This window comes from Pseudomonas fluvialis, assembly GCF_002835605.1.
Taxonomy (GTDB): domain Bacteria; phylum Pseudomonadota; class Gammaproteobacteria; order Pseudomonadales; family Pseudomonadaceae; genus Aquipseudomonas; species Aquipseudomonas fluvialis.
On record NZ_PIYS01000015.1, the window covers coordinates 111,058 to 134,687 of the forward strand.

Consider the following 23,630-nt stretch of genomic DNA (forward strand, 5'->3'; position numbering starts at 1 on the left):
TGCAATTCCCCAGCATTTAAGTCAACTATAAGACCAAGCAAAATAGTAGGAATTGAAGCAAAAGCGCCAACTAGAAACGTCGCCATGATAACAGAGCAGGCGCAGCAAAACGCCCGCCCTGCAAAACAACACTCACTCGGCACGCGGCGCAGTCGGCTCTTCTTCCTTGATCGCCACGAAATCCTCATCGCGCAACTGCGGCAACGACTTGGCGCAATAGTCGCTACCCAACGCCGTGAGCGCCTTGCACATGCCCTCCAGACGATCATCCACCGCCTGCAGATGATCCAGCAACTGACCAATCGCACGAGCCACCGGGTCCGGCATATCTTGCCCCATACCATAGGCATCGAAGCCAAACTTCTCAGCAATGGCCTGCCGCTTGGCCTCCTGCTCATCCGTAGGCTTGGCAATGATCCGCCCCGGAATACCCACCGCCGTGGCGCCGGCCGGCACCGCCTTGGTGACCACCGCATTGGAGCCAATCTTGGCCCCCGCCCCCACGGTAAAAGGACCGAGCACTTTGGCGCCGGCCCCCACTACCACGCCATCTTCTAGGGTGGGATGGCGCTTACCCTTGTTCCAACTGGTCCCCCCCAGGGTAACCCCCTGATACAGGGTGACGTCATTACCAATCTCGGCCGTCTCGCCGATCACGATACCCATGCCATGATCGATGAAAAAACGTCGCCCGATACGCGCCCCCGGATGAATTTCGATACCGGTCAACCAGCGACCAAAGTTCGACACCACCCGCGCCAGCCACTTCCAGCCATGGCGCCACAGGGCATGCGCCAGGCGATGCAGCCAGACCGCGTGCAGCCCGGGATAGCAGGTCAACACCTCGAAGGCACTGCGCGCCGCAGGATCGCGATGGAACACGCTCTGGATATCTTCGCGCATACGTTCGAACATCAATCGTCTCTCCGCTTGTGTGGCTCACCCCGAGCAACTTTTTCCGTCTCGGTGAGAATGCCGCGCAGGATATTCATTTCCAGCTTGCTGATGCCGGCCCGCCCATACAGACGACGCAATCGCGACATCAAATGGCGCGGTTTCAGCGGATCAAGGAAGCCGATCTGTACCAGCGTGCTTTCCAGGTGCCCATAAAAACGCTCCAACTCATCGGCAGTCACAGGCTGAGCATTGAGCATCGCCGTGGTTTCCAGCTTGTTCATCTTGGTCGGCTGTCCCTGCGCCGCCAGGTAGGCCATGCGCATTTCGTAGGTGAGCACCTGCACCGCCGCCGCCAGATTCAGCGAACCAAACTCGGGATCCGAAGGGATGTGCACATGGTACTGACAACGCTGCAACTCCTCGTTGGTCAGCCCGGCATATTCGCGCCCGAACACCAGGGCGATTTCGCCACCCTGCTGCAACTCTTCAAGCCCCTTGCTGGCACTTTCCCGCGGATCCAGCAGCGGCCAGGGAATTCGCCGTTCTCGGGCGCTGGTGCCAAACACCAGATTACACCCCACCAAAGCCTCTTCCAGGGTCGACACGACCTGCGCGGCATCCAGCACATCGGTTGCCCCGGAAGCACGCGCCACCGCCTTGCCGCTGGGGAACTCGACCGGATCGACCAGCACCAACTTGCTGATCCCCATGTTCTTCATGGCCCGGGCAGCACCGCCGATGTTGCCGGGATGGCTGGTATTAACCAGCACAATACGTATGTTCTGCAGCACCTTGTACGCCCGCCTGGCAGATCAAAGGAGCGAAATCTTACCCAAGCCCCCCGGCAAACACCACGCAAACACCTGCCGTTCAACATGGCAGGGAGTTTTCTGGTAGAATAATCGGCTTTCTTTAACACCCCAGGTAGATTCCCATGCAGCCCATGCTGAATATCGCGCTGCGCGCGGCCCGTAGCGCCGGCGAACTGATCATCCGTTCCGTCGAGCGCCTTGACGCCCTGGCCGTCAGTGAAAAAGACGCCCGGGATTACGTCAGCGAAGTCGACCGCGCTGCCGAGCAAAGCATCATTGCTGTACTGAGCAAGGCTTATCCAACCCACGGCATCCTTGCCGAGGAAAGCGGCCTGCGCGAAGGCCAGGGCGAAGGGGCCGACTACCTTTGGATCATCGACCCGCTGGATGGCACCACCAACTTCCTGCGCGGCATCCCCCACTATGCGGTCAGCATCGCCTGCAAGTACCGTGGCCGACTGGAACACGCGGTCATCGTCGACCCGGTACGCCAGGAAGAGTTCACCGCCAGCCGCGGACGCGGCGCAGCACTCAATGGCCGTCGCCTGCGTGTCAGCAAACGCAAAAGCCTGGAAGGCGCACTGCTCGGCACCGGCTTCCCGTTCCGCGACAGCCAGCTGGACAACCTGGACAACTACCTGGGCATGTTCCGCAGCCTGGTCGGCCAGACTGCCGGCATCCGGCGCGCCGGCGCAGCCAGCCTGGATCTGGCTTATGTTGCCGCCGGACGCTTCGATGCCTTTTGGGAGTTCGGCCTGAGCGAGTGGGACATGGCCGCAGGCGCCCTGTTGATTCAGGAAGCAGGCGGACTGGTCAGTGACTTCAGCGGCGGCCATGAATTCCTTGAGAAAGGCCAGATCGTGGCAGGCAATACCAAGTGCTTCAAGGCGGTGCTCACCGCCATACAGCCGCACCTCTCACCCAGTCTGAAGCGCTGAGCCAGGCACAAAAAAGCACCCCTCGGGGTGCTTTTTTATACCGCCACACCTGCTCACCCCTGCGCTGGTTGCACCAGCAGCAATTCGCCTTGCTCATCCAACGGAATACGCTTGCCCGGATCGTAGGACAAACGCAACTGACGCAAAGCCCCCTTGTGCTGCACCTGCACATCGAAACCGACCTGACGCTGCTCACTATCGACCACCTGCTTGCAACGCCGCTCAGTAGTGACATAGGTGTCACGTGCCTGCATACCTTCCTGAACCTTGTTACCGGCATAGCCACCCGCCGCCGCCCCGGCTACGGTCGCCAGTTTCTTGCCATTACCGCCACCCACCTGGTTGCCCAGCAAACCACCCGCCACCGCACCAATCACTGTTCCAGCAATCTGATGCTGGTCCTGAACCGCCCGTCGCCGCGTGACCTGCACATCCTCACACACTTCACGCGGTGTTTTTACCGTTTCCAGCGCAGGCGCCACCGCCACTACCTCGGCGTACTGCGGACCGGAAACCCAGCTATAGGTAGCCATCGCGCCGCCGGCTGTGACACCTACAGCACCCAACACGGCACCTAGTAAAATAGATTTGTTCATCTTGTTTGGCTCCACTCAATCGCTGCACGCACAGGCTTATCCTGCTTAGCGGCTTGGAGCGGCAGCGCGCCACAATGTTCCAGGCAAATCAGCAAAGTGTGCAGCGTTTCACAGCCCGCAGATAGCACAAAGCCCGGATATTCCGGGCCTTGTTAATGACAGCTTCTCAGGGGCGCTCGTCGACCGCTTCAGCCTCCACAGGCGGAATAAGATCCTCCCGCGTGAGCTTCACCCAAATCAGCAGAATACTGGCGATGTACACCGAGGAATAAGTGCCACACAACACGCCGATGCACAGCGCAAAGGAGAAACCCCAGAGACTTTCACCGCCAAACACCATCAACGCCACGACTGCCAACAGCGTAGAGATCGACGTAGCCAAGGTACGCAACAGGGTTTGCGTTGTGGAAATGTTGATGTTTTCGATCAACTCTGCCTTGCGCAGCAGACGGAAGTTCTCACGGATACGGTCAAACACCACGATCGTATCGTTGAGCGAATAGCCGATGATCGCCAACACTGCAGCCAGCGTCGTGAGATCGAAGGGAATCTGGAACAGGGCAAAGACCCCCAGCACCATGATCACATCATGCACCAGAGAGAGGATGGCCCCCAGACTGAACTTCCACTGGAAGCGGAATGCCACGTAGACCAGGATGCCGGCCAGCGCCAGCAGCATGGCAATGCCACCCTGATCGCGCAACTCTTCACCCACTGCCGGCCCAACGAACTCGACACGCTTGACTACAAAGGCATCGCTCGAGGCTTTTTCCAAGGCCTGGGCAACACGCTTACCCAACTCAGGATCGTCACCCGGCATACGCACCAGCACATCGGTGGTCGCGCCAAAGCTCTGCACCACCGCATCACCGTAACCACTGCGCTGCAACTGTCCACGAATGCTCTGCAGATCGGCTGGCCGCTCATACCCCAGCTCAATCAGGGTGCCGCCCGTGAAGTCCAGACCAAAATTCAGGCCTTTAACCGCCAGGCTGCCCACTGCCGCCAGGGTCAGCAACAAAGTCACGACAGCCGCCACATGGCGTATGCCCATGAAATTAATAACACGATTCATCATTGCGCCCCTTAGATCCACAGCTTCTTGAGATCACGACCACCGTAGATCAGGTTGACCATGCCACGCGTCACATAGATCGCCGTAAACATCGACGTCAGGATGCCGATCGACAAGGTCACCGCGAAGCCCTTGATCGGCCCGGTACCCATGGCAAACAGGATGGCGCCGACCAGCAAGGTGGTCAGGTTGCCATCCAGGATCGCCGAGAAGGCCCGATCAAAACCCTCATGAATGGCCCGCTGGATACTCATGCCATTGGCAATTTCTTCACGAATACGCGAAAAAATCAGCACATTGGCATCCACTGCCATGCCCATGGTCAAGACAATCCCGGCGATCCCCGGCAAGGTCAGCGTGGCGCCGAACAGCGACATCAAGGCCACCAGCAGCACCATGTTGAAGCCCAGGGCAATATTGGCCAGCAGGCCGAAACCCTTGTAGATCGCCATCATGAACAGCGCGACGAACAGGAAGCCCCACAGCGCAGCCTGTACACCAAGGGTAATGTTCTCTGCCCCCAGGCTTGGGCCAATGGTGCGCTCTTCGACAAAATACATCGGTGCAGCCAGGCCGCCGGCTCGCAACAGCAAGGCCAGCTCGGAAGACTCGCCCGGACCATCCAGTCCGGTAATACGGAACTGGCTCCCCAGTGCTGACTGAATGGTGGCCAGGCTGATGATTTTCTTTTCTTCCTTGAACGCCTGCACAGCAACTTCGCGCTCGACGCCGTCGACCACTTCCTTGCTGTAACGAGTAACCGGGCGTTGCTCGATGAAGATGACCGCCATGCTACGCCCAACGTTGTTACGCGTGGCGCGATTCATCAATTCGCCACCATGCCCATCCAGACGGATATTCACCTGCGGACGACCATTTTCATCGAAACTGGCCTGCGCATCGGTCACTTGATCACCCGTGATGATCAGGCTGCGCTCCAGCAGTACCGGCGCACGCCCTTCCTGACGAAACTCGAAGGACTCGGTGGTAGCGCGCGGCGCATCCAGCTCAGCCGCCAGGCGAAACTCCAGGTTGGCGGTCTTGCCGAGAATACGCTTGGCCTCAGCGGTATCCTGCACCCCCGGCAACTCGACCACGATACGGTTGCCACCCTGGCGCTGCACCAGTGGTTCAGCGACCCCCAGTTCGTTAACCCGATTGCGCACGGTGGTCAGGTTTTGCTTGATCGAGTACTCACGAATCTCCGCAAACTTGAGCTGACTCAGCTGGAAATTCAGCACTTGCAGACCGTTGCGCTCCAGAGTGGTCAGCTCAAAGTCATTGAAGCTCTTGCGCACCAGGTCACGCGCCTTTTCCAGCGTGGCACTGTCGGTAAAGCCCAACTGGAATCCCTCTTCATGGGCCGGCAGGCTGCGATAACGCAGGCGCTCCTTGCGCAACAGGGTCTTGATCTCGCTTTCGTAGACCTTAAGACGCGTACTGACTGCCTTGTCCATATCGACTTCCAGAAGGAAGTGCACACCGCCCGACAAGTCCAGCCCCAGCTTCATCGGGCTGCCACCCAGGTTGCGCAGCCAGTCCGGCGTGGTTTGCGCCAGGTTAAGCGCCACCACATAGTCGTCCCCGAGGGCGCGACGCACGATGTCCTTGGCCGGCAACTGATCAGCCATGTCAGTCAGGCGCAACAAGCCGCCACGCGGGCTCAGTTCGCTGGCCTTGACGCTGATACCCGCCTCCTGCAAGGCACGGCTGGCGCGCTGCAGATCCGCTTCCTCGACCTGCAGCGCCGTGCTGTTGCCACTGATCTGGATAGCCGGATCATCCGGATACAGGTTGGGTGCCGAATAAATAAAGCCAATCACCAGCACCGCCAGGATCAGCAGGTATTTCCACAGAGGAAACTTGTTGAGCATGCCACTATCCACTTATGAAGCGGGGCGCTTGTGCGCCCCGGGGAATGAGTTTGAAGCCGGTCACAACCTGCCCGGAACTCAGATGGCTTTCAGCGTACCTTTGGGCAGCGCTGCGGCAATGGCCACTTTCTGGATCTTCAGTTCCACGGTATCGGACACTTCGATCACCACGAAGTCATCGCTGACCTTGATGACCTTACCGGCGATACCACCGCTGGTGACCACCTCATCACCCTTCTGCAAGCCACCAATCAGGTTCTTGTGTTCTTTGGCGCGCTTGGCCTGGGGACGCCAGATCATCAGATAGAAGATGACCAGGAAGCCCAGCAGGAATACCCACTCGAAACCACTGCCGGCAGGGGCAGCGGCAGCCGGGGCGGCTGCGTCGGCATAGGCGGCGGGAATCAGAAAGCTCATGACTTGCTCCTGTTGCAAGATATTGGAAGTGTTGGAATTTTTCAGTCCAGCGGCGGCACGGGAAGCCCCCGCTTGGCGTAGAAGGCTTCAACGAAGGCGGCCAATGTACCTTGTTGAATAGCCTCACGCAAACCAGCCATCAGACGCTGATAATGACGCAGGTTATGGATGGTATTGAGCATGCTACCCAGCATTTCGCCACATTTATCCAGGTGATGCAGGTAGGCTCGGGAGAAGTGTGTGCAGGTGTAACAGTCGCAGGCAGGGTCCAGCGGCGAATCGTCATGTTTGTGCACGGCATTACGAATCTTCAGCACACCCGTATCAATGAACAGATGACCATTGCGCGCGTTGCGCGTGGGCATGACGCAATCAAACATATCGATGCCGCGCCGCACGCCCTCGACCAGATCCTCCGGCTTACCTACGCCCATCAGGTAGCGCGGCTTGTCAGCCGGCATGTGTGGCGGCAGAAAATCCAAGACACGGATCATTTCCTCTTTCGGCTCACCGACCGACAAGCCACCGATCGCCAGACCATCGAAGCCGATCTCTTCCAGCCCCTCCAGCGAACGCAGGCGCAACGCCTCGTGCATACCACCCTGGACAATACCGAACAGCGCCGCGCTGTTGTCAGCATGCGCGTCCTTGGAACGCTTGGCCCAGCGCAGCGACAGCTCCATGGAGCGCTTGGCCACATCAAACTCGGCCGGGTACGGCGTGCACTCATCGAAAATCATCACGATGTCCGAGCCCAGCTCGCGCTGCACCTGCATCGACTCTTCCGGCCCCATGAAGACCTTGGCACCGTCGACAGGCGAGGAAAAATACACGCCCTCCTCCTTGATCTTGCGCAACGCCCCCAGGCTGAACACCTGAAAACCACCTGAGTCGGTAAGGATCGGCCCCTGCCACTGCATGAAATCATGCAGATCACCATGCCGACGGATGATCTCCGTGCCCGGACGCAGCCACAGGTGGAAGGTATTGCCCAGAATGATCTGCGCGCCGATCGCCTCGATATCCCGAGGCAGCATGCCCTTGACCGTGCCATAGGTGCCCACCGGCATGAACGCCGGGGTTTCCACTACACCACGCGGGAAGCTCAGACGACCGCGGCGCGCCTTGCCATCGGTCGCCAACAATTCGAAGGACATGCGACAGGTGCGCGACATACTCAAACCTCGGGCCCGCGTGCGGCGGGATTGCGGGTGATGAACATGGCATCACCATAACTGAAGAAACGATACCCTTCGCGCACCGCAGCCTGATAGGCCGCCATAGTCTGCGCATAACCGGCAAATGCCGAAACCAGCATGAGCAAGGTCGATTCGGGCAGGTGGAAGTTGGTGACCAGCGCATCCACCACATGGAACGGCCGACCGGGGTAGATGAAAATATCCGTATCGCCACAGAACGGTTTCAGCACGCCATCACGGGCGGCGGTCTCCAGTGAGCGCACACTGGTCGTCCCCACCGCAACCACCCGCCCGCCACGCGCACGACAGGCCTCCACGGCGTCCACCACAGCCTGGCTGACTTCCAGCCACTCGCTGTGCATCTGGTGGTCTTCAATACGCTCGACGCGCACGGGCTGGAAGGTGCCAGCCCCGACGTGCAAGGTCACGAAGGCGCGCTCGACGCCTTTGTCCGCCAGCGCCTGCAACAACGCCTGGTCAAAATGCAGCCCCGCAGTAGGTGCGGCCACCGCGCCGGCACGCTCGGCGTACACCGTCTGGTAACGCTCGCGGTCACTGCCCTCATCGGCACGGTCGATATAGGGTGGCAGCGGCATATGCCCGACACGCTCAAGCAAACCCAGCACCGGCTCGGCAAAGGACAGCTCGAACAAAGCGTCATGCCGGGCCAGCATGCGCGCCTGTCCGGCACCGTCGATGTCGATCAGGCTTCCCGGCTTGGGGGACTTACTCGAGCGCACATGAGCCAGCACACGATATTCATCGAGCACACGCTCGACCAATATCTCCAACTTGCCACCACTGACCTTGCGTCCGAACAGACGCGCCGGAATCACCCGGGTGTTGTTGAACACCAACAGATCACCCGCTGCAAGGAAATCCAACAAGTCGGGAAAGCGTCGATGGGAGAGAGCCCCACTGGGCCCATCCAGCACCAGCAGGCGACTGTCTCGGCGCTCAGCCAGGGGATAGCGGGCAATCAGCTCGTCGGGCAACTCAAAGTGAAAATCAGCAACGCGCATAACAGGCAGATCTTGAAAAAGGTGCGCAAGCTTACCGGAAAGCCTGTCAGGCGACCATGCACCCACTCAAGGTAGCGGCGCGGCATAACGCGCCAGAATGTCCTGCAGGGCACCGTCTCGACGCATGCCAAGAATCGCCGCGTTCAACGCCGGCAACCATGCCTGACGACTCACATGCAGACGTACTCGCAACGCGGAACGGCTCACCAACGGCCCCTCCTCGATATCACTGAGCAACCAGCCTAGTTCAGCATGTCGGTGGCGCAGATAGGCCAGTTCAAGGCGATCAATAATCCCCGCGTGACTGCGCCCCTTGGCGACCTGTTCCAGTAACGCCAGGCCATCCGGGCCATCCAGGCGACGAAAGTACTGACTGCCGGCATAGCCGTAGCCGCGCACGGTGGCGATCGTCTTACCACGCAGGTCGCGCAAGGCGGCATAGGTAAACGCCTTGCCTCGGGGAAACACCAGCAGCGCCTGCGCCTCCAACAAAGGCTCGCTCCACAGGGTCACGGCCTGCTGCTCGGGCGCCGTTCGCCAGGCCTGACTGACACAGCATTCCAACTGCACCTGGCCATCGGCAAACTGTTTCTGGGCGCGCAGCGGAGGCACAGGTCGTGCCGCTTGCAACTCAACATCCAGACGACGCTCAAGCTCCGTCATAACCTCGCTGAACACGCCGCTGATACGCCCCTCCTCCACCACCCAGTAGGGCGGCCAGCTTTCGTCACTGACTGCATAGCGCAGCGTTTCCGCACACACACTGTTCGACAAGACCAGCCAACCCAGGACCAGTCCATATGCATAGCCTTTGCGCACGCGCCCTCTCCCTATTCCCCGCCATACGCTACAACGCACGCTTCACTGCAGGCATAGCATGACCTGAGTGCAGAAAATCCATCTACGGCGCACCCGACGATTGACCACCCGGAGACGCCTCCCTATACTGCGCCGCCACAAGCCTCGGTGGCGGAATCGGTAGACGCAGCGGATTCAAAATCCGCCGTTGGTAACAACGTGAGAGTTCGAGTCTCTCCCGGGGCACCATACAGCCACACCCAGCCTATACAGGCTGAACATGAAAGCCGGCCATGAGCCGGTTTTTTCATGTCTGCAGAAAGCAAAACCGGCCACATGGGCCGGCTGCTAAGGTCAATCAACGGCTCAGCCGCACTTGCTGTCGCCGCAATTCAGGCAGGTCAGGCAGCCATCCATCTGGATCATCGCCTTGGTGTGGCACTTGCCGCACATCTGCGCACCTTCCGGATAAGCCGCATTGCTGTCGTCACACTCGGCATCCACCGCTTTCGGCGGCTGGGTTGCCTGCACGAACTCGGCACGCTTCTGCTCCAGATAAGCCTTTTGGTGCTCATCGATTTCATCCTTGAGCAGGCCGATTTTCTTCATGTGCAATTCCAGCACATCGCCGATCTCGGCCACCAGCGACGGCATCCAGCGCCCGCCGCGTTTCATGTAGCCGCCCTTGGGGTCAAACACACTGCGCAGCTCTTCGACCAGGAAGGTGCAATCGCCGCCCTTGCGGAATACCGCGGAGATAATCAGGGTCAGCGCCGAAATCCACTGGTAGTGTTCCATGTTCTTCGAATTGATGAAGATCTCGAAGGGACGCCGGCTCTCGTGATCGCTCCCCGGATTGAGCACCACATCATTGATGGTTACATAGAGCGCATGCTCGGAGTGCGGTGTCTTGATCTTGTAAGTGGCACCCTCAAGGTTTTCCGGGCGCTTGAGTTTCTCGTGCATTTCCTCCAGCGGCGTCGCCGCCTGCAATTCCTGCGGCGGCTGCGGCTGCGCATCCGGCTTGGCCACTTCGTAGTCGACGATTTTGCTGGTTATTTTGATAGCCATATTATTGTCCTGATCGTTCGTCATGCCGCGGGCAGCCGGTCATGGCCTGGCTGCCCAGCAGGTCAGAATTTCCCGTAGTAGCCTTCTTTCAAGGCGTCATAAAGGTTGGCGGCGGTATGGGTTTCACCGTCATATTCGATTTCGTCGCCGCCTTTGGCCTCGATCACCGAGCCATCCTCCAGCTTGAAACGGTAAGTGGTGTTGGCCAGGTCCTGCTCCTTGACCAGTACGCCCTGGAAGGCCTCCGGATTGAAACGGAAGGTAGTGCAGCCCTTGAGCCCCTTTCGCCAGGCATAACGGTAGATGTCCTTGAAATCCTCATAGGGATAATCGGTCGGCACGTTGGCAGTCTTCGAGATGGAAGAATCCACCCACTTCTGGGCAGCGGCCTGCACGTCAACGTGCTGCATCGGACTCACGTCATCCGCAGCGATGAAATAGTCCGGCAGGTTGCGCGTAGCTTCATCCATGCTCGGCAGTGCATCGGCATTGATCAGCTGCCGATAGGCCAGCAGCTCGAAGCTGAACACATCGACCTTTTCCTTGGACTTCTTGCCTTCGCGAATCACATTGCGGAAGTAATGGTGAGCAAAGCTCGGCTCGATGCCGTTGGAGGCATTGTTGGCCAGCGACAGGGAAATGGTCCCGGTCGGCGCGATCGAGCTGTGATGGGTAAAGCGCCCCCCCTTCTCGGCCAGCGCCTGAGCCAGCTCCGGCTCCACCGCCGCCACCTGCTGCATGTAGCGGCTATAGCGTGCCCACAGCAGGCGCCCCTTGATCGTATCGCCGGCCTGGTAGCCATCCGCGGCCATTTCCGGGCGACGCGCCAGCATCGCCTCGGTCACCGTGAAGTCCTCATCCATGATCGGTGCCGGGCCTTTTTCTTCAGCCAACTGCAACGCGCTACGCCAGCCCTGCAAGGCCATTTCACGCGAAACCTGCTCGGTGAACTCCAGCGACGCCGCATCGCCGTACTTCATACGCAGCATGGTCATGGCCGAGCCAAGCCCCAGGAAGCCCATGCCGTGACGGCGCTTGCGGTAAATCTCCTCACGCTGCTCAGGCAGCGGCAGACCGTTGATCTCCACCACGTTGTCGAGCATGCGGGTAAAGATATCCACGACCTTGCGGTACTCGTCCCAATCGAAACGTGCCTTGTCAGTAAACGGATCGCGTACGAACAGGGTCAGGTTCACCGAACCCAGCAGACAGGCACCATGCGGCGGCAACGGCTGCTCGCCACAGGGATTGGTGGCGCGAATTTCCTCGCAGAACCAGTTGTTGTTCATCTCATTGACACGATCGATGAGAATGAAGCCCGGCTCGGCAAAGTCATAGGTCGAGGACATGATCATGTCCCAGATACGCCGTGCCTTCAGGGTACGGAAGATGCGACAGGCCACCAGGCCATCGGCGCGACTGATATAACGCTCGCGGGTTGACCACTCACGCCAGATCACCTGACTGGGATCGTTAACATCAATACCGTCGACCTGTGCCTCTTCGGGCGTCAGCGGGAAGGCCAGCGGCCAGTCGGCATCATCCTCGACCGCCTGCATGAAGCCTTCGGTGATCAGCAGCGACAGGTTGAACTGGCGCAGACGACCGCCCTCACGCTTGGCGCGGATGAAGTCCATGACATCCGGATGACCGACATCGAAGGTCGCCATCTGAGCGCCGCGTCGCCCACCGGCCGAAGAGACGGTAAAGCACATCTTGTCGTAGATATCCATGAACGACAGCGGACCGGAGGTATAGGCACCGGCACCAGACACGTAGGCACCACGCGGACGCAGGGTGGAGAACTCATAGCCGATACCACAACCAGCCTTGAGGGTCAGGCCCGCCTCGTGCAACTTGGCCAGGATGTCGTCCATGGAATCGCCGATGGTCGCCGACACCGTACAGTTGATAGTCGAGGTAGCAGGCTTGTGCTCCAGCGCGCCGGCGTTGGAGGTAATGCGCCCGGCGGGAATGGCACCATGGCGCAACGCCCAGAGGAACTGCTCGTACCAGTGCTGACGAACCTTCTTGTCCTCAACCTCGGCCAGGGCACGCGCCACACGCTGATAGGTCGCATCGACCGTACTGTCGATCGGCTGGCCATCCTTGGTTTTCAGGCGGTATTTCTTGTCCCAGATATCCTCGGATGCAGACTGCATCGGAATTTCGCAGACACCTTCGCGCAAGCGCTGCACCTTGGCTGACTGAGTCATCTTTCTCTCCTGATCGATGCGACCATTGTGTTTGTTGTTCACTACCGAGCAGCGCGCAACAGGGCTAAAAGCCGCGTATCGCGCGGCATTGAGCGCTGAACGGCAAAATACTAGATGTTGTGAGATGGCGGGCATCCTATGCCTGCATATGGTGACTTTCAAGACTTTACAACGACGCTTTTTACTGCATGCAGAACTACAAACCCAGCTGCACGACACAGTTCACAAGGCCGCATGCCACTCGTCGGCTACGCATGTATCACTGGCAAATGCCAGCACTTTTCTGTAACATGCGCGCCCTTGGCTAAAAGCCAGCTTCATGTTTGCCCTAGCAATACAATGTGCGGCAACGCAATTCAGGCGTCCGGCGCTCCTGTCGGACGAGACCACTACTTCTCGGTGGTTTCGCGTTGCCTACAGTTATGTACCTGATTTCTGCTTCATCAGCCCCGCTGGCCCGAGTGCGCCTGCGGCGAATGGCGAGGCAGGTTTTGTCGTGCCCGCAGGGCTTGTTTTTATTTCCGCACTTGGCGTACAGTGACCTCACTGTGTTTGCATGGGTCGCTGTTGAATCGTGACCTGGTGCAGTAGATCCTCCCGATCCGCTACATCCCGCTCGACTTCTCTTACTCTCTGCAACCAGTCCCAGCCTTTCCGCATATCTCCGGAGAGGGCTGTCATCAACTCTAGTTTCAAGGAAATAAGACATGTCGAATCGTCAAACCGGTACCGTCAAGTGGTTCAACGACGAGAAGGGCTTTGGTTTCATCACTCCCGAGAGCGGCCCGGATCTGTTCGTACACTTCCGCGCTATCGAAGGTAACGGCTTCAAGAGCCTGAAAGAAGGCCAGAAGGTTTCCTTCGAAGCCGTACAAGGTCAGAAAGGCATGCAGGCTGACAAGGTCCAGATCCTGGGCTAAGCCGCTGTCTGAAAAACCCCTGATGGCGACATCAGGGGTTTTTTTATGCCCGCTGCCTTTTACAATCCGCGCACCAGCAACCCCAGCGACCCTTCTCATGCCCAAGCATATGCTCCGCCCTCCCGGGCAATACCCCCGCGCCAGCCTGGCTCGCCGCCTGGCCGCCTGTTTCTATGACTTCCTGCTCAGCGTGGCACTGATGATGGTGATTACCCTTGTCTACCAGCAGGCCGTATTACGCTTGGTTTATGGCAGCGAACAACTATTGGCCATGTCACAAGCCGGCGCCCTGGATCGCGACCCCCTGCTGGCCAGCCTGGTGTTACTCGGACTCTTCGCCTTCTACGCCAAATTCTGGACACACAATGGCCAGACTCTGGGCATGCAGGCCTGGGGTTTGCGCATCCAGAATACCGACGGCACAGCTATTGATTTGTGGCAGGCACTGCTGCGCTTCATTGTTGCGATCGGCTCATGGCTATTTGCCGGCCTGGGCTTCCTCTGGATGCTTTGGGACAAGCAGGGGCGCACATGGCATGACGCCTACTCGGAGAGCATCGTGGTACAGCTCCCCAAGGATGCCCACAAGAAGTAATCCGGCGCGCTAGCCGGCGCGCCGCAACAACCAGAAGCCAGCCAGGGCGCAAGCCCCTGCCGGAATCAACACCGCCAGCAGCGGCGAGAAACCGAACACCAGACTGGCCGGCCCCAGCAGATCCTGGCTGATTCGCACCACGAAGCCGATCACCACCCCGGTGAACACCCGCTGACCGAGCGTCACCGAGCGCAACGGGCCAAAGATGAAGGAAATAGCCATCAACACCAGCGCGGCAGTCACCAGCGGCTGCAGCACCTTGACCCAGAACGCCAGCCAGTAGCGCCCGTTATTCAGCCCCTGCTCTGCCAGGTAGTGGGTGTATTGCCACAGCCCTGTGATCGACAGGCTTTCCGGCTCCATGATCACCGTCGACAACAGCTCAGGCTTGAGCTGCACCGCCCAGGGCAAGGTGATATCCGTCACCACCTCGGTACGCCCCTCACGGAAGAAGGTGCTCTGCACATCCTCCAGCAGCCAGTGATCACCCTGGAAAGTAGCTCGCCGGGCAAAGCTGGAAAACTGCATGCGCCGCGCGTCATCGAATTGATAACGTGTCACGCCATACAACACGCCATTGGGCTGCACGGCATTGATATGCACGAATTCATCGCCCTGACGATGCCACAGCCCGCGCTTGGCACTTTGTGCATCACCACCACCCTGAGCCATGGAACGCTGCGACTGGGCGATATTCTCACTCCACGGCGCCAGGTACTCGCCCAGCAGGATGCCCGCCAACATCAACACCAACAAAGGCTTCATCACGGCCCAGACAATACGCCCGATGGACACCCCGGCCGCACGCATGATGGTTAGTTCACTGTTGCTGGCCAGGCTACCCAGGCCGATCAGGCTGCCAATCAACGCAGCCATCGGCAGCATTTCATAGGCACGCCGCGGTGCCGTCAGCATGACATAGCTGAGCGCCTCACCAAGGCCATACTTTCCTTGCACATCCCCCAGCTCATCGATGAAGGCAAACAGCAGCGCCAGGCCGAGAATAATGCCCAGCACCGCGAGGATGCTGAAAAACACCTGCGTACCGATATAGCGATCCAGCTTAACCACGAGCCACCTCCCGACGCACGCGAAGCTCCGCCCACTTCAGGCGCAGCGGCTCCCAGTACAACAGCAGCAAACCCACCATGAGGAACAGGCCATGAACCCACCACAGGCCCAGCGCCAACGGCAGCTTGCCCTTGTCCAGCTGACCGCGTGCGGCAATCAACAAAGCCAGGTAGGCCATGTACAGCAGAATGGCCGGCAATAACTTGAGGAATCGTCCCTGCCGCGGATTGACCCGCGACAGCGGGACCGCCAGCAACGTCACGACAAACACCAGCAGCGGCATGGACAGGCGCCACTGCAGTTCGGCCTGCTCACGCAGGTTGTCGCTCTGCAACAGCGCACGGGTCGGCAGGGCTTCGCGCTCACTCAACTCACCTGCTACCTCGGGCTTGGGCAGCAATACACCGTAGGTGTCATAGCGAATCACCCGGTAGTCCGCCTGCCCGGGCTGCCCATCATAGCGATAGCCATTTTGCAGGATCAGGTAGCGCTGACCATCGGCGCGCACCTCCTGGTAACCCTGCTCGGCAACCAGCACGGCAATCCCGCCATCCTTGCCGTCACTCTGCAGACGCTTCTCCGAGATGAACACATCATTGAGCAGTTGCCGGTCTTCGCTAAGCGATTCGCTATAGGTTACCCGCGTAGCATTTTTCATCGCCTGGAAACGCCCTGGCACCAGGGTATCGAACTCGGTCATGGCCTCCTGCTCGTTGAGGATACGCGCCACGCTTGCCACGCCCTGCGGCGCCAGTCCCATGCTCAACCAGCCAGCCAGCAGCGCGACCAGCAATGCCGGCGCCAGGCTGTAGCCGAGCAAGCGCTGCTGGCTCATGCCGGTCGCCGACAATACGGTCATTTCGCTATCCAGATAGAGGCGACCGTAGGCCAGCAGAATGCCGAGAAACAGCCCCAGCGGCAAAATGAGCTGCAAAAAACCGGGAATCCGGTAGGCCATGATGAGCAGCAGCACACCGGGATCGAGCAATCCCTGAGCAGCCTGGGCCAGGTACTTGATGAAGCGCCCACTCATGATGATCACCAACAGCACCGCCGAGACGGCAGCCAGGGTCAAGAGCACTTCACGGGCAAGGTAACGAAAGACGATCAACGCGGTGACACTCCAGGGTTGTCAGGCTCGGGCCGCTGCGCTCAAACTAGGCTCGCACTGCCCTACACGACAGGCGCCAGCCTTCCAGGCCAGCACCTTCCTGCCGGGGGACAGCACAGCCGCATCAGCGCAGCCGCAGCGCCATAGCCCATACAGGGCAGCGCGAAAAAGACCGGCATTATCCTGCAATCCCGACCGTTTGTCTTGGGGACTCCTCATCATGCAACTGCTTGCCAAACATGCCCGCCCGGAAACCGTGAAGACCGCCACACTGGTGCTCAGCATTGCCGAGGGCGGCAAACTGGGCAGCCTGGCCGCCAGCGTCGACCAGGCCAGCGCTGGCGCACTGAGCCGCCTGCTCAAGCGCGGCGATCTTGCTGGCAAGCCGGGGCAGACCCTGCTGCTGCACGACCTGCCAGGCTGCAAGGCCGAGCGTGTTTTGCTGGTTGGCAGCGGCAAGGGCGAACTGTCCGACCGGCAATGGCGCAAGCTGGCCAGCGCCACCCTCGGCACACTGAAAAGCCTGGCTGGCAGTGATGCCACGCTGGCGTTCGACGACATCAAGGTCAAGGGACGCCAGGTCTACGGCAAGGTTCGTCTGCTCGCGGAAAGCCTGCTGGATGGCCGTTATCTCTTCGAACAGTTCAAGAGCGAAAAGGCCGCCGCCAGCAAACTCAAGAAACTGACCCTGCTGAGCAGTGCCGAACACCTCGCCGACAGCCAGCGTGCCCTGCAGCATGCCCAGGCGATTGCCCAGGGCATGGCCTATACCCGCGACCTCGGCAACCTGCCCCCCAACGTCTGCCACCCCAGCTATCTGGCCGAACAAGCCAAGGCCCTCGGCAAGACTCACAAGCAGCTAAAAGTCGAGATACTCGACGAAAAAGACCTGAAAAAGCTCGGCGCCGGAGCTTTCCTCGCCGTAGGCCAGGGCAGCGCCCAACCGCCGCGGCTGATCGCCCTGCACTACCAGGGTGGGAGCAAGGATGAGCGCCCCTACGCCTTGGTCGGCAAAGGCATCACCTTCGATACCGGTGGCATCAGCCTCAAGCCCGGCCTGGGCATGGATGAGATGAAGTACGACATGTGCGGCGCCGCCAGCGTGCTCGGCACCCTCAAGGCTGTACTGGAACTGCAACTGCCGATCAACCTGGTGTGCCTGCTGGCCTGCGCCGAAAACATGCCCAGCGGGCATGCCACGCGCCCCGGCGACATCGTCACTACGCTGAGCGGACAGACCGTGGAAATCCTCAACACCGACGCCGAAGGCCGTCTGGTGCTGTGCGACACCCTGACCTACGCCGAGCGCTTCAAGCCGCAGGCAGTGATCGACATCGCCACCCTGACGGGCGCCTGTATCGTCGCCCTAGGCAGCCAGGTTTCCGGCCTGATGGGCAACAACGACACACTGATCAAGCAACTGCTCAAGGCCGGTGAAGCCGCCGATGACCGCGCCTGGCAGCTACCGCTGCTCGACGAATACCAGGAGCAACTGGACAGCCCGTTCGCCGACATTGCCAACATCGGCGGGCCGAAAGCCGGCACCATCACTGCCGGCTGCTTCCTCTCGCGCTTTGCCAAGAACTTCCACTGGGCGCATCTGGATATCGCCGGCACAGCCTGGATCAGCGGCGGCAAGGACAAAGGCGCGACAGGTCGCCCGGTACCCCTGCTCACCCAGTACCTGCTGGAACGCTGCAAAGCCTGATGGACAGCTCCGCGCAGCTGACGCCACCGCGCGTCGAGTTCTACGTGCTGGGCAGTGCTGCTGCGCAGGATCGCCTGCGCGCGGCCTGCCAACTGGCAGGCAAGGGCTGGCGCGCCGGCCTGCCGGTATTCATTCGCTGCACGGATGACGCGCAACTGACCAGCCTCGATGAACTGCTCTGGCATTTTCGCGGTGAAGCCTTCATTCCGCACAACCGCCACGCCGACAATCCGACGGCTCCAGTAGTGCTGGGACTTGAAGAAACACCGGAAGCCCGCCAGGGCCTGCTGATCAACCTGCACAGCCAGCTCTGCCAGCACCTGCAAGGCTTCAGCCGGATCATCGAGATCGTCAGCCAGGAGCCACAACAACTGGCCGCCTGCCGGGAGAATTTCCGTCTTTACCGGCAGAAAGGCTATGATCCGCGCCGAGTCGAACTCTGACCTGCGCCATGGACACCCTCAAACCCGCTCCCGCCCCCAGCCAACTGCTCCACGACCTGGAATCGATCCGCGCCCTGCTCGACGAACCCCAGGCCGATGCCGAGCCACCGCTGCTCACCGAAAGCATCACGCTGGACAGCATTCCGCTGCTCTCTGAGATCGTGGCGCCACCGCCCGCGCCCGTACCGCCTGCCGCGCCACGCATTGACCTGGATAGCGAGCTGCGGGCCGCCGCACAACTGATCCTGCAGGACGTGCTGGACGACTTTGCTCCACAGATCGAAGCGGAACTGCGTCGTCGCCTGCAGGCGCGTCTGGAGCGCCTGCTGCGCGAACAGCAGCGCTAAGCTGCGCGTGGCTGGCCGGGCATCAGCCCCTGCCGTTATACTTGTCGGCTTTCCCATTAGCCGTCCCTAAGGGTCCCGCCGCGCATGGACAAGACCTACCAGCCCCACGCCATCGAAACCGCCCTGTACCAGAACTGGGAAGCGAACAACTACTTCGCCCCGCAAGGTTCCGGCGAGCCCTACACCATCATGATCCCGCCGCCGAACGTCACCGGCAGCCTGCACATGGGCCACGGCTTCAACAACTCGATCATGGACTGCCTGGTGCGCTTCCGCCGCATGCAGGGCCGCAACACCCTGTGGCAGCCGGGCACCGACCACGCGGGCATCGCCACGCAGATGGTGGTCGAGCGCCAGCTGGCCGCCGAGGGCATCGGCCGCCACGACCTGGGCCGCGAGAAGTTCCTGGAGAAGGTCTGGGAGTGGAAGGAACAGTCCGGCGGCACCATCACCCGGCAGATCCGTCGTCTTGGCAGCTCGGTGGACTGGTCGCGCGAGCGCTTCACCATGGACGAAGGTCTGTCCGAGGCGGTTAAAGAAGCCTTCGTGCGCCTGCACCAGGACGGTCTGATCTACCGCGGTAAGCGTCTGGTCAACTGGGACACCAAGTTCCACACCGCCATCTCCGACCTCGAAGTGGAAAACCACGACGAGAAGGGCCACCTGTGGAACCTGCGTTATCCGCTGGCCGACGGCAAGAAGACCGCCGAGGGCCTGGACTACCTGATCGTCGCCACCACTCGCCCGGAAACCATGCTCGGCGACTCCGCCGTGGCCGTGCACCCGGAAGACGAGCGCTACAAGGCGCTGATCGGCAGCTACATCGAACTGCCGCTGGTGGGCCGCCGTATCCCGATCATCGCCGACGACTACTGCGACCCCGAGTTCGGCACCGGCTGCGTGAAGATCACCCCGGCCCACGACTTCAACGACTATGAAGTCGGCAAGCGCCACAACCTGCCGCTGATCAACATCTTCGACAAGGACGCCCAGGTGCTCGCCAAGGCCCAGGTGTTCAACATCGACGGCAGCGTCAATGCCGAGATCGACGGCAGCCTGCCGGCCGAATACGCCGGCCTCGACCGCTTCGTCGCGCGCAAGCAGATCGTTGCCGCCTTCGAGGCCGCCGGCCTGCTGGAGAAGATCGAAGACCACGCCCTGAAAGTGCCGAAGGGCGACCGCTCCGGCACCGTCATCGAACCGTGGCTGACCGACCAGTGGTACGTCTCCACCAAGCCGCTGGCCGAGAAGGCCATCGCCGTGGTCGAGAGCGGCGAGATCCAGTTCGTGCCCAAGCAGTACGAGAACATGTACTTCAGCTGGATGCGCGACATCCAGGACTGGTGCATCAGCCGTCAGCTGTGGTGGGGCCACCGCATCCCGGCCTGGTATGACGAGGCCGGCAACGTCTACGTCGGCCGCGACGAGGCGGAAGTGCGCGCCAAGCACAACCTGGGTGACATCGCCCTGCGCCAGGACGAAGACGTACTGGACACCTGGTTCAGCTCGGGCCTGTGGACCTTCTCCACCCTCGGCTGGCCGCAGCAGACCGACTTCCTCAAGACTTTCCACCCCACGGATGTTCTTGTAACGGGCTTCGATATCATCTTCTTCTGGGTCGCCCGGATGATCATGCTGTCCACCCACCTGACCGGGCAGATCCCGTTCAAGACCGTGTACGTGCACGGTCTGGTGCGCGACGGTCAGGGCCAGAAGATGTCCAAGTCCAAGGGCAACGTGCTCGACCCGCTGGACATCGTCGACGGCATCGACCTCGAAGCCCTGGTGGCCAAGCGCACCAGCGGCATGATGCAGCCCAAGCTGGCCGAGAAGATCGCCAAGCAGACCCGCGCCGAGTTCCCCGAAGGCATCGCCGCCTACGGCACCGACGCCCTGCGCTTCACCAACCTGGCGCTGGCTTCCACCGGTCGTGACATCAAGTTCGACATGGGCCGCGTCGAGGGCTACCGCAACTTCTGCAACAAGCTGTGGAACGCCGCCAACTTCGTCATCGAGAACACCGACAACCAGGACACCGGCATCAACGGTGAGGCCGTCGACCTGTCGCCGGTCGACCGCTGGATCATCTCCGCCCTGCAGCGCTGCGAGCAGGACGTCACCCGCCACCTCGACGCCTTCCGCTTCGACATGGCTGCCCAGGCCCTCTACGAGTTCATCTGGGACGAGTACTGCGCCTGGTACCTGGAGCTGGTCAAGCCGGTATTGTGGGACGAAAACGCGCCGATCGAGCGCCAGCGCGGCACCCGCCGCACCCTGGTGCGCGTGCTGGAAGTGATCCTGCGTCTGGCCCACCCGTTCATGCCCTTCATCACCGAAGAAATCTGGCAGCGCATCAAGGCCCAGGCTGGCGTCAGCGGCGAGACCATCATGCTGCAGGCCTGGCCGGTGGCCAACGAGAGCCGCATCGACGCGAGCGCCGAAGGCGACATCGAGTGGGTCAAGCAGCTGATGCTTGGGGTACGGCAGATCCGTGGCGAGATGAAGATCTCCATGGCCAAGCGCATCGACATCATCGTGCAGAACGCCAATGCCGAAGACCTGCGCCGCCTCGCTGACTTCGAGCCGCTGCTGAGCAAGCTGGCCAAGCTGGAATCGGTGCGCGTGCTGGCAGCCGGCGAAGAAGCGCCGATGTCCGCCACCGCCTTGGTTGGCGAAATGCAGGTGCTGGTGCCGATGGCCGGGCTGATCGACAAGGACGCGGAACTCGCGCGCCTGGACAAGGAAATCGCCCGTCTGCAGGGCGAAGTGCAGCGCGTCGGCGGCAAGCTCGCTAATGAAGGCTTCGTTGCCAAGGCGCCGGCCGAGGTACTCGACAAGGAGCGCGCCAAGCTGGCCGAGGCCGAAGCGGCGCTGGCCAAGCTGGTCGAGCAGCGCGAGAAGATCGCCAATCTGTAAGGCCCTGCCCGCTCCGCCCAACAGGCGGGGCGGGCAGTTCCTGCGCGCCCCTGAGGGTTGGCTGCCCCTGCGACTTTCTGGCCTCTTTCCTGAAAAAACCGTCTGTGATCAAGGCAAGTCGTCAATCCTTTTTGCATCCTGCGCGGCCATGGGACATCCTCAACGAATTCTTTTCAAAACGTTTCGATAACCAACCTTTGGAGCAACCTGCCTATGTTTGCCTATGCCCTGATGGCAACGGTATTCATCATCGGATACCTGTGCATAGCCCTTGAGCATCCACTCAAGATCGACAAGGCCGCCTCGGCCATCCTGACCGCGGTGCTGTGCTGGACCGTACTGGTGCTGGGTGCCGACAGCATCCTGCCGGAACTGGCCAGTAGCGGTAGCCACGGTATTTCTAGCGAACTGCGCCATCACCTGGGCGAAGTTTCGGAAATCCTGTTCTTCCTGCTCGGCGCGATGACCATCGTCGAACTGATCGATGCCCATGAAGGCTTCAAGGTAATCACCGACCGCATTCGCACCAGCAAGCGCGTGCAACTGCTGTGGATGGTCGGCTTCATCACCTTCTTCCTGTCGGCCGCCCTGGACAACCTGACCACCACCATCGTCATGGTTTCCCTGCTGCGCAAACTGATCAAGGACCAGCACGAGCGCTGGTTCTATGCCGGCATCGTAGTCATCGCCGCCAACGCGGGCGGTGCCTGGTCGCCGATCGGTGACGTGACCACCACCATGCTGTGGATCGGCCATCAGATCACCGCCTCGGGCATCATCGTGCAGCTGATCATCCCCAGCATCGTTTGCCTGCTGGTGCCGCTGCTGGTGCTGAGCTTCACCCTCAAGGGCGAATTCGAGCGTCCGGACAACGGCCACGACGAAGAGCACCAGGACCCGACCACGCCGTTCGAACGCAACCTGGTGTTTATCCTCGGCATCAGCGCCCTGCTGTTTGTACCGGTATTCAAGACCCTCACTGGCCTGCCCCCCTACATGGGCATCTTCCTTGGCCTCGGGGTGCTCTGGGTAGTCACCGAAATCATGCACGGCAGCAAAAATGATGAAGACAAGCATCCGCTGTCCGTAGTCGGCGTGCTGACCCGCGTAGACACCCCCAGCGTGCTGTTCTTCCTCGGCATCCTGCTGGCGGTCTCCAGCTTGGCTACCGCCGGCCACCTGACCCAGGTTGCCACCGCGCTGAAGGACGCCTTCGGCAACATCTACGCCATCAATATCGCCATCGGCCTGCTGTCCTCGGTGGTCGATAACGTACCGCTGGTTGCCGGCGCCATGAAAATGTATCCGCTGGTCACCCCCGAAGCCCTGGCAGCCGCCAGCGACACCGAGTGGCTGCAGCACTTCGTGGTCAATGGTCATTTCTGGGAGCTGTTGGCCTACTGTGCCGGTACTGGCGGTAGCTGCCTGATCATCGGCTCGGCCGCCGGTGTAGCGGCCATGGGCATGGAGAAGATCAACTTCATCTGGTACCTCAAGCGCATCAGCGGCCTGGCTCTACTCGGCTACCTGGCCGGTGCGGCTACCTATATAGCCATGTTCGCGCTATAACCTGCCCCACCCGGCTCACGCCACTCACACAGCCC

General features: G+C 60.6%; 21 protein-coding genes and 1 tRNA gene. 9 read left to right on the forward strand and 13 right to left on the reverse strand.

Annotation, left to right across the window (positions count from 1 at the left end; genetic code table 11):
* Positions 1-132: 132 nt before the first annotated feature.
* Both cysE and trmJ read right to left on the reverse strand, forming a co-directional pair.
* On the reverse strand, positions 133-915 hold the full coding sequence (gene cysE / locus CW360_RS09140; protein WP_093986979.1) for a serine O-acetyltransferase: 783 nt from the start codon (positions 913-915) through the stop codon (positions 133-135).
* Positions 915-1,688 (reverse strand): tRNA (cytosine(32)/uridine(32)-2'-O)-methyltransferase TrmJ, encoded by a 774-nt coding sequence (trmJ, locus tag CW360_RS09145; RefSeq protein ID WP_101193481.1) that lies wholly within the window; start codon positions 1,686-1,688, stop codon positions 915-917. Before trmJ ends, cysE begins: the two co-directional genes overlap by 1 nt.
* A gap of 143 nt (positions 1,689-1,831) precedes the next feature.
* On the opposite strand from trmJ, the gene suhB reads away from it, so the two are divergent.
* Positions 1,832-2,647: a type III secretion system regulator SuhB gene (gene suhB / locus CW360_RS09150; RefSeq protein WP_093986981.1), complete on the forward strand. Its 816-nt coding sequence runs from the start codon at positions 1,832-1,834 to the stop codon at positions 2,645-2,647.
* Between the two features lie 53 nt (positions 2,648-2,700).
* Here the strand turns inward: suhB and CW360_RS09155 are convergent, their stop codons facing one another.
* From CW360_RS09155 to CW360_RS09185, 7 genes are all read right to left on the reverse strand, one after another.
* Positions 2,701-3,243: a glycine zipper 2TM domain-containing protein gene (locus tag CW360_RS09155; protein WP_101193482.1), complete on the reverse strand. Its 543-nt coding sequence runs from the start codon at positions 3,241-3,243 to the stop codon at positions 2,701-2,703.
* Positions 3,244-3,409: 166 nt separating this feature from the next.
* The gene (gene secF, locus CW360_RS09160; RefSeq protein WP_101193507.1) at positions 3,410-4,318 is read right to left on the reverse strand and encodes a protein translocase subunit SecF; all 909 of its coding nucleotides are present in this window, start codon (positions 4,316-4,318) and stop codon (positions 3,410-3,412) included.
* An 11-nt stretch (positions 4,319-4,329) separates the two neighbouring features.
* The gene (gene secD / locus CW360_RS09165; RefSeq protein WP_101193483.1) at positions 4,330-6,192 is read right to left on the reverse strand and encodes a protein translocase subunit SecD; all 1,863 of its coding nucleotides are present in this window, start codon (positions 6,190-6,192) and stop codon (positions 4,330-4,332) included.
* Positions 6,193-6,270: 78 nt separating this feature from the next.
* Positions 6,271-6,609 (reverse strand): preprotein translocase subunit YajC, encoded by a 339-nt coding sequence (yajC, locus tag CW360_RS09170; RefSeq protein ID WP_093986984.1) that lies wholly within the window; start codon positions 6,607-6,609, stop codon positions 6,271-6,273.
* A gap of 41 nt (positions 6,610-6,650) precedes the next feature.
* Positions 6,651-7,766 carry a tRNA guanosine(34) transglycosylase Tgt gene (gene tgt / locus CW360_RS09175; RefSeq protein ID WP_170307376.1) on the reverse strand — a complete coding sequence of 372 codons (1,116 nt, stop codon included), beginning with the start codon at positions 7,764-7,766 and terminating at the stop codon, positions 6,651-6,653.
* Between the two features lie 20 nt (positions 7,767-7,786).
* Entirely contained in the window at positions 7,787-8,830 is a 1,044-nt protein-coding gene (gene queA, locus CW360_RS09180; RefSeq protein ID WP_101193485.1) for a tRNA preQ1(34) S-adenosylmethionine ribosyltransferase-isomerase QueA, read from the reverse strand.
* Between the two features lie 66 nt (positions 8,831-8,896).
* On the reverse strand, positions 8,897-9,649 hold the full coding sequence (locus tag CW360_RS09185) for a substrate-binding periplasmic protein (RefSeq protein ID WP_245874694.1): 753 nt from the start codon (positions 9,647-9,649) through the stop codon (positions 8,897-8,899).
* A 141-nt stretch (positions 9,650-9,790) separates the two neighbouring features.
* On the opposite strand from CW360_RS09185, the gene CW360_RS09190 reads away from it, so the two are divergent.
* Positions 9,791-9,877: transfer RNA gene (locus CW360_RS09190), tRNA-Leu, on the forward strand.
* A 117-nt stretch (positions 9,878-9,994) separates the two neighbouring features.
* Here CW360_RS09190 and CW360_RS09195 read toward each other — a convergent pair.
* Together CW360_RS09195 and CW360_RS09200 are read right to left on the reverse strand one after the other, a co-directional pair.
* Positions 9,995-10,699, reverse strand: coding sequence for a TSCPD domain-containing protein (locus CW360_RS09195; RefSeq protein ID WP_093986987.1), 705 nt, complete (start codon positions 10,697-10,699; stop codon positions 9,995-9,997).
* 62 nt (positions 10,700-10,761) lie between these two features.
* A complete protein-coding gene (locus tag CW360_RS09200; RefSeq protein ID WP_093986988.1) occupies positions 10,762-12,915 on the reverse strand; it encodes an adenosylcobalamin-dependent ribonucleoside-diphosphate reductase in 2,154 nt (717 codons plus the stop codon).
* A 707-nt stretch (positions 12,916-13,622) separates the two neighbouring features.
* Here CW360_RS09200 and CW360_RS09205 point away from each other — a divergent pair.
* Positions 13,623-13,835, forward strand: a complete 213-nt coding sequence (locus CW360_RS09205; protein WP_084335705.1) for a cold-shock protein — start codon at positions 13,623-13,625, stop codon at positions 13,833-13,835.
* Between the two features lie 97 nt (positions 13,836-13,932).
* Positions 13,933-14,430, forward strand: a complete 498-nt coding sequence (locus tag CW360_RS09210; protein WP_093986989.1) for an RDD family protein — start codon at positions 13,933-13,935, stop codon at positions 14,428-14,430.
* A 9-nt stretch (positions 14,431-14,439) separates the two neighbouring features.
* Here CW360_RS09210 and lptG read toward each other — a convergent pair whose 3' ends face one another.
* Together lptG and lptF are read right to left on the reverse strand one after the other, a co-directional pair.
* Positions 14,440-15,501 (reverse strand): LPS export ABC transporter permease LptG, encoded by a 1,062-nt coding sequence (gene lptG, locus CW360_RS09215; RefSeq protein ID WP_101193486.1) that lies wholly within the window; start codon positions 15,499-15,501, stop codon positions 14,440-14,442.
* Positions 15,494-16,612, reverse strand: coding sequence for an LPS export ABC transporter permease LptF (gene lptF, locus CW360_RS09220; RefSeq protein ID WP_101193487.1), 1,119 nt, complete (start codon positions 16,610-16,612; stop codon positions 15,494-15,496). The genes lptG and lptF overlap by 8 nt, the downstream gene beginning before the upstream one ends.
* Before the next feature lie 220 nt (positions 16,613-16,832).
* Here lptF and CW360_RS09225 point away from each other — a divergent pair, with 220 nt between their 5' ends.
* The 5 genes from CW360_RS09225 (at position 16,833) to nhaD (ending at position 23,595) form a co-directional block, all read left to right on the forward strand.
* Entirely contained in the window at positions 16,833-18,320 is a 1,488-nt protein-coding gene (locus tag CW360_RS09225) for a leucyl aminopeptidase (RefSeq protein ID WP_101193488.1), read from the forward strand.
* The gene (locus tag CW360_RS09230; RefSeq protein WP_101193489.1) at positions 18,320-18,763 is read left to right on the forward strand and encodes a DNA polymerase III subunit chi; all 444 of its coding nucleotides are present in this window, start codon (positions 18,320-18,322) and stop codon (positions 18,761-18,763) included. The genes CW360_RS09225 and CW360_RS09230 overlap by 1 nt, the downstream gene beginning before the upstream one ends.
* Positions 18,764-18,771: 8 nt before the next feature.
* Complete coding sequence (locus CW360_RS09235; RefSeq protein ID WP_101193490.1) at positions 18,772-19,110, forward strand: DNA polymerase III subunit chi; 339 nt, start codon at positions 18,772-18,774, stop codon at positions 19,108-19,110.
* Positions 19,111-19,194: 84 nt separating this feature from the next.
* Positions 19,195-22,026, forward strand: coding sequence for a valine--tRNA ligase (locus CW360_RS09240; RefSeq protein WP_101193491.1), 2,832 nt, complete (start codon positions 19,195-19,197; stop codon positions 22,024-22,026).
* 213 nt (positions 22,027-22,239) lie between these two features.
* A complete protein-coding gene (gene nhaD / locus CW360_RS09245) occupies positions 22,240-23,595 on the forward strand; it encodes a sodium:proton antiporter NhaD (RefSeq protein WP_101193492.1) in 1,356 nt (451 codons plus the stop codon).
* The last annotated feature ends 35 nt before the right edge of the window (positions 23,596-23,630 follow it).

Coding starts and splice junctions, on each gene's coding strand:
- secF (WP_101193507.1), bottom strand. CDS start 4,318: ATGAATCGTGTTATTAATTTCATGGGCATACGCCATGTGGCGGCTGTC.
- tgt (WP_170307376.1), bottom strand. CDS start 7,766: ATGTCCTTCGAATTGTTGGCGACCGATGGCAAGGCGCGCCGCGGTCGT.
- CW360_RS09235 (WP_101193490.1), top strand. CDS start 18,772: ATGGACACCCTCAAACCCGCTCCCGCCCCCAGCCAACTGCTCCACGAC.
- secD (WP_101193483.1), bottom strand. CDS start 6,192: ATGCTCAACAAGTTTCCTCTGTGGAAATACCTGCTGATCCTGGCGGTG.
- CW360_RS09205 (WP_084335705.1), top strand. CDS start 13,623: ATGTCGAATCGTCAAACCGGTACCGTCAAGTGGTTCAACGACGAGAAG.
- CW360_RS09225 (WP_101193488.1), top strand. CDS start 16,833: ATGCAACTGCTTGCCAAACATGCCCGCCCGGAAACCGTGAAGACCGCC.
- CW360_RS09240 (WP_101193491.1), top strand. CDS start 19,195: ATGGACAAGACCTACCAGCCCCACGCCATCGAAACCGCCCTGTACCAG.
- suhB (WP_093986981.1), top strand. CDS start 1,832: ATGCAGCCCATGCTGAATATCGCGCTGCGCGCGGCCCGTAGCGCCGGC.
- queA (WP_101193485.1), bottom strand. CDS start 8,830: ATGCGCGTTGCTGATTTTCACTTTGAGTTGCCCGACGAGCTGATTGCC.
- yajC (WP_093986984.1), bottom strand. CDS start 6,609: ATGAGCTTTCTGATTCCCGCCGCCTATGCCGACGCAGCCGCCCCGGCT.
- CW360_RS09155 (WP_101193482.1), bottom strand. CDS start 3,243: ATGAACAAATCTATTTTACTAGGTGCCGTGTTGGGTGCTGTAGGTGTC.
- CW360_RS09200 (WP_093986988.1), bottom strand. CDS start 12,915: ATGACTCAGTCAGCCAAGGTGCAGCGCTTGCGCGAAGGTGTCTGCGAA.
- nhaD (WP_101193492.1), top strand. CDS start 22,240: ATGTTTGCCTATGCCCTGATGGCAACGGTATTCATCATCGGATACCTG.
- cysE (WP_093986979.1), bottom strand. CDS start 915: ATGTTCGAACGTATGCGCGAAGATATCCAGAGCGTGTTCCATCGCGAT.
- CW360_RS09195 (WP_093986987.1), bottom strand. CDS start 10,699: ATGGCTATCAAAATAACCAGCAAAATCGTCGACTACGAAGTGGCCAAG.
- CW360_RS09230 (WP_101193489.1), top strand. CDS start 18,320: ATGGACAGCTCCGCGCAGCTGACGCCACCGCGCGTCGAGTTCTACGTG.
- CW360_RS09210 (WP_093986989.1), top strand. CDS start 13,933: ATGCCCAAGCATATGCTCCGCCCTCCCGGGCAATACCCCCGCGCCAGC.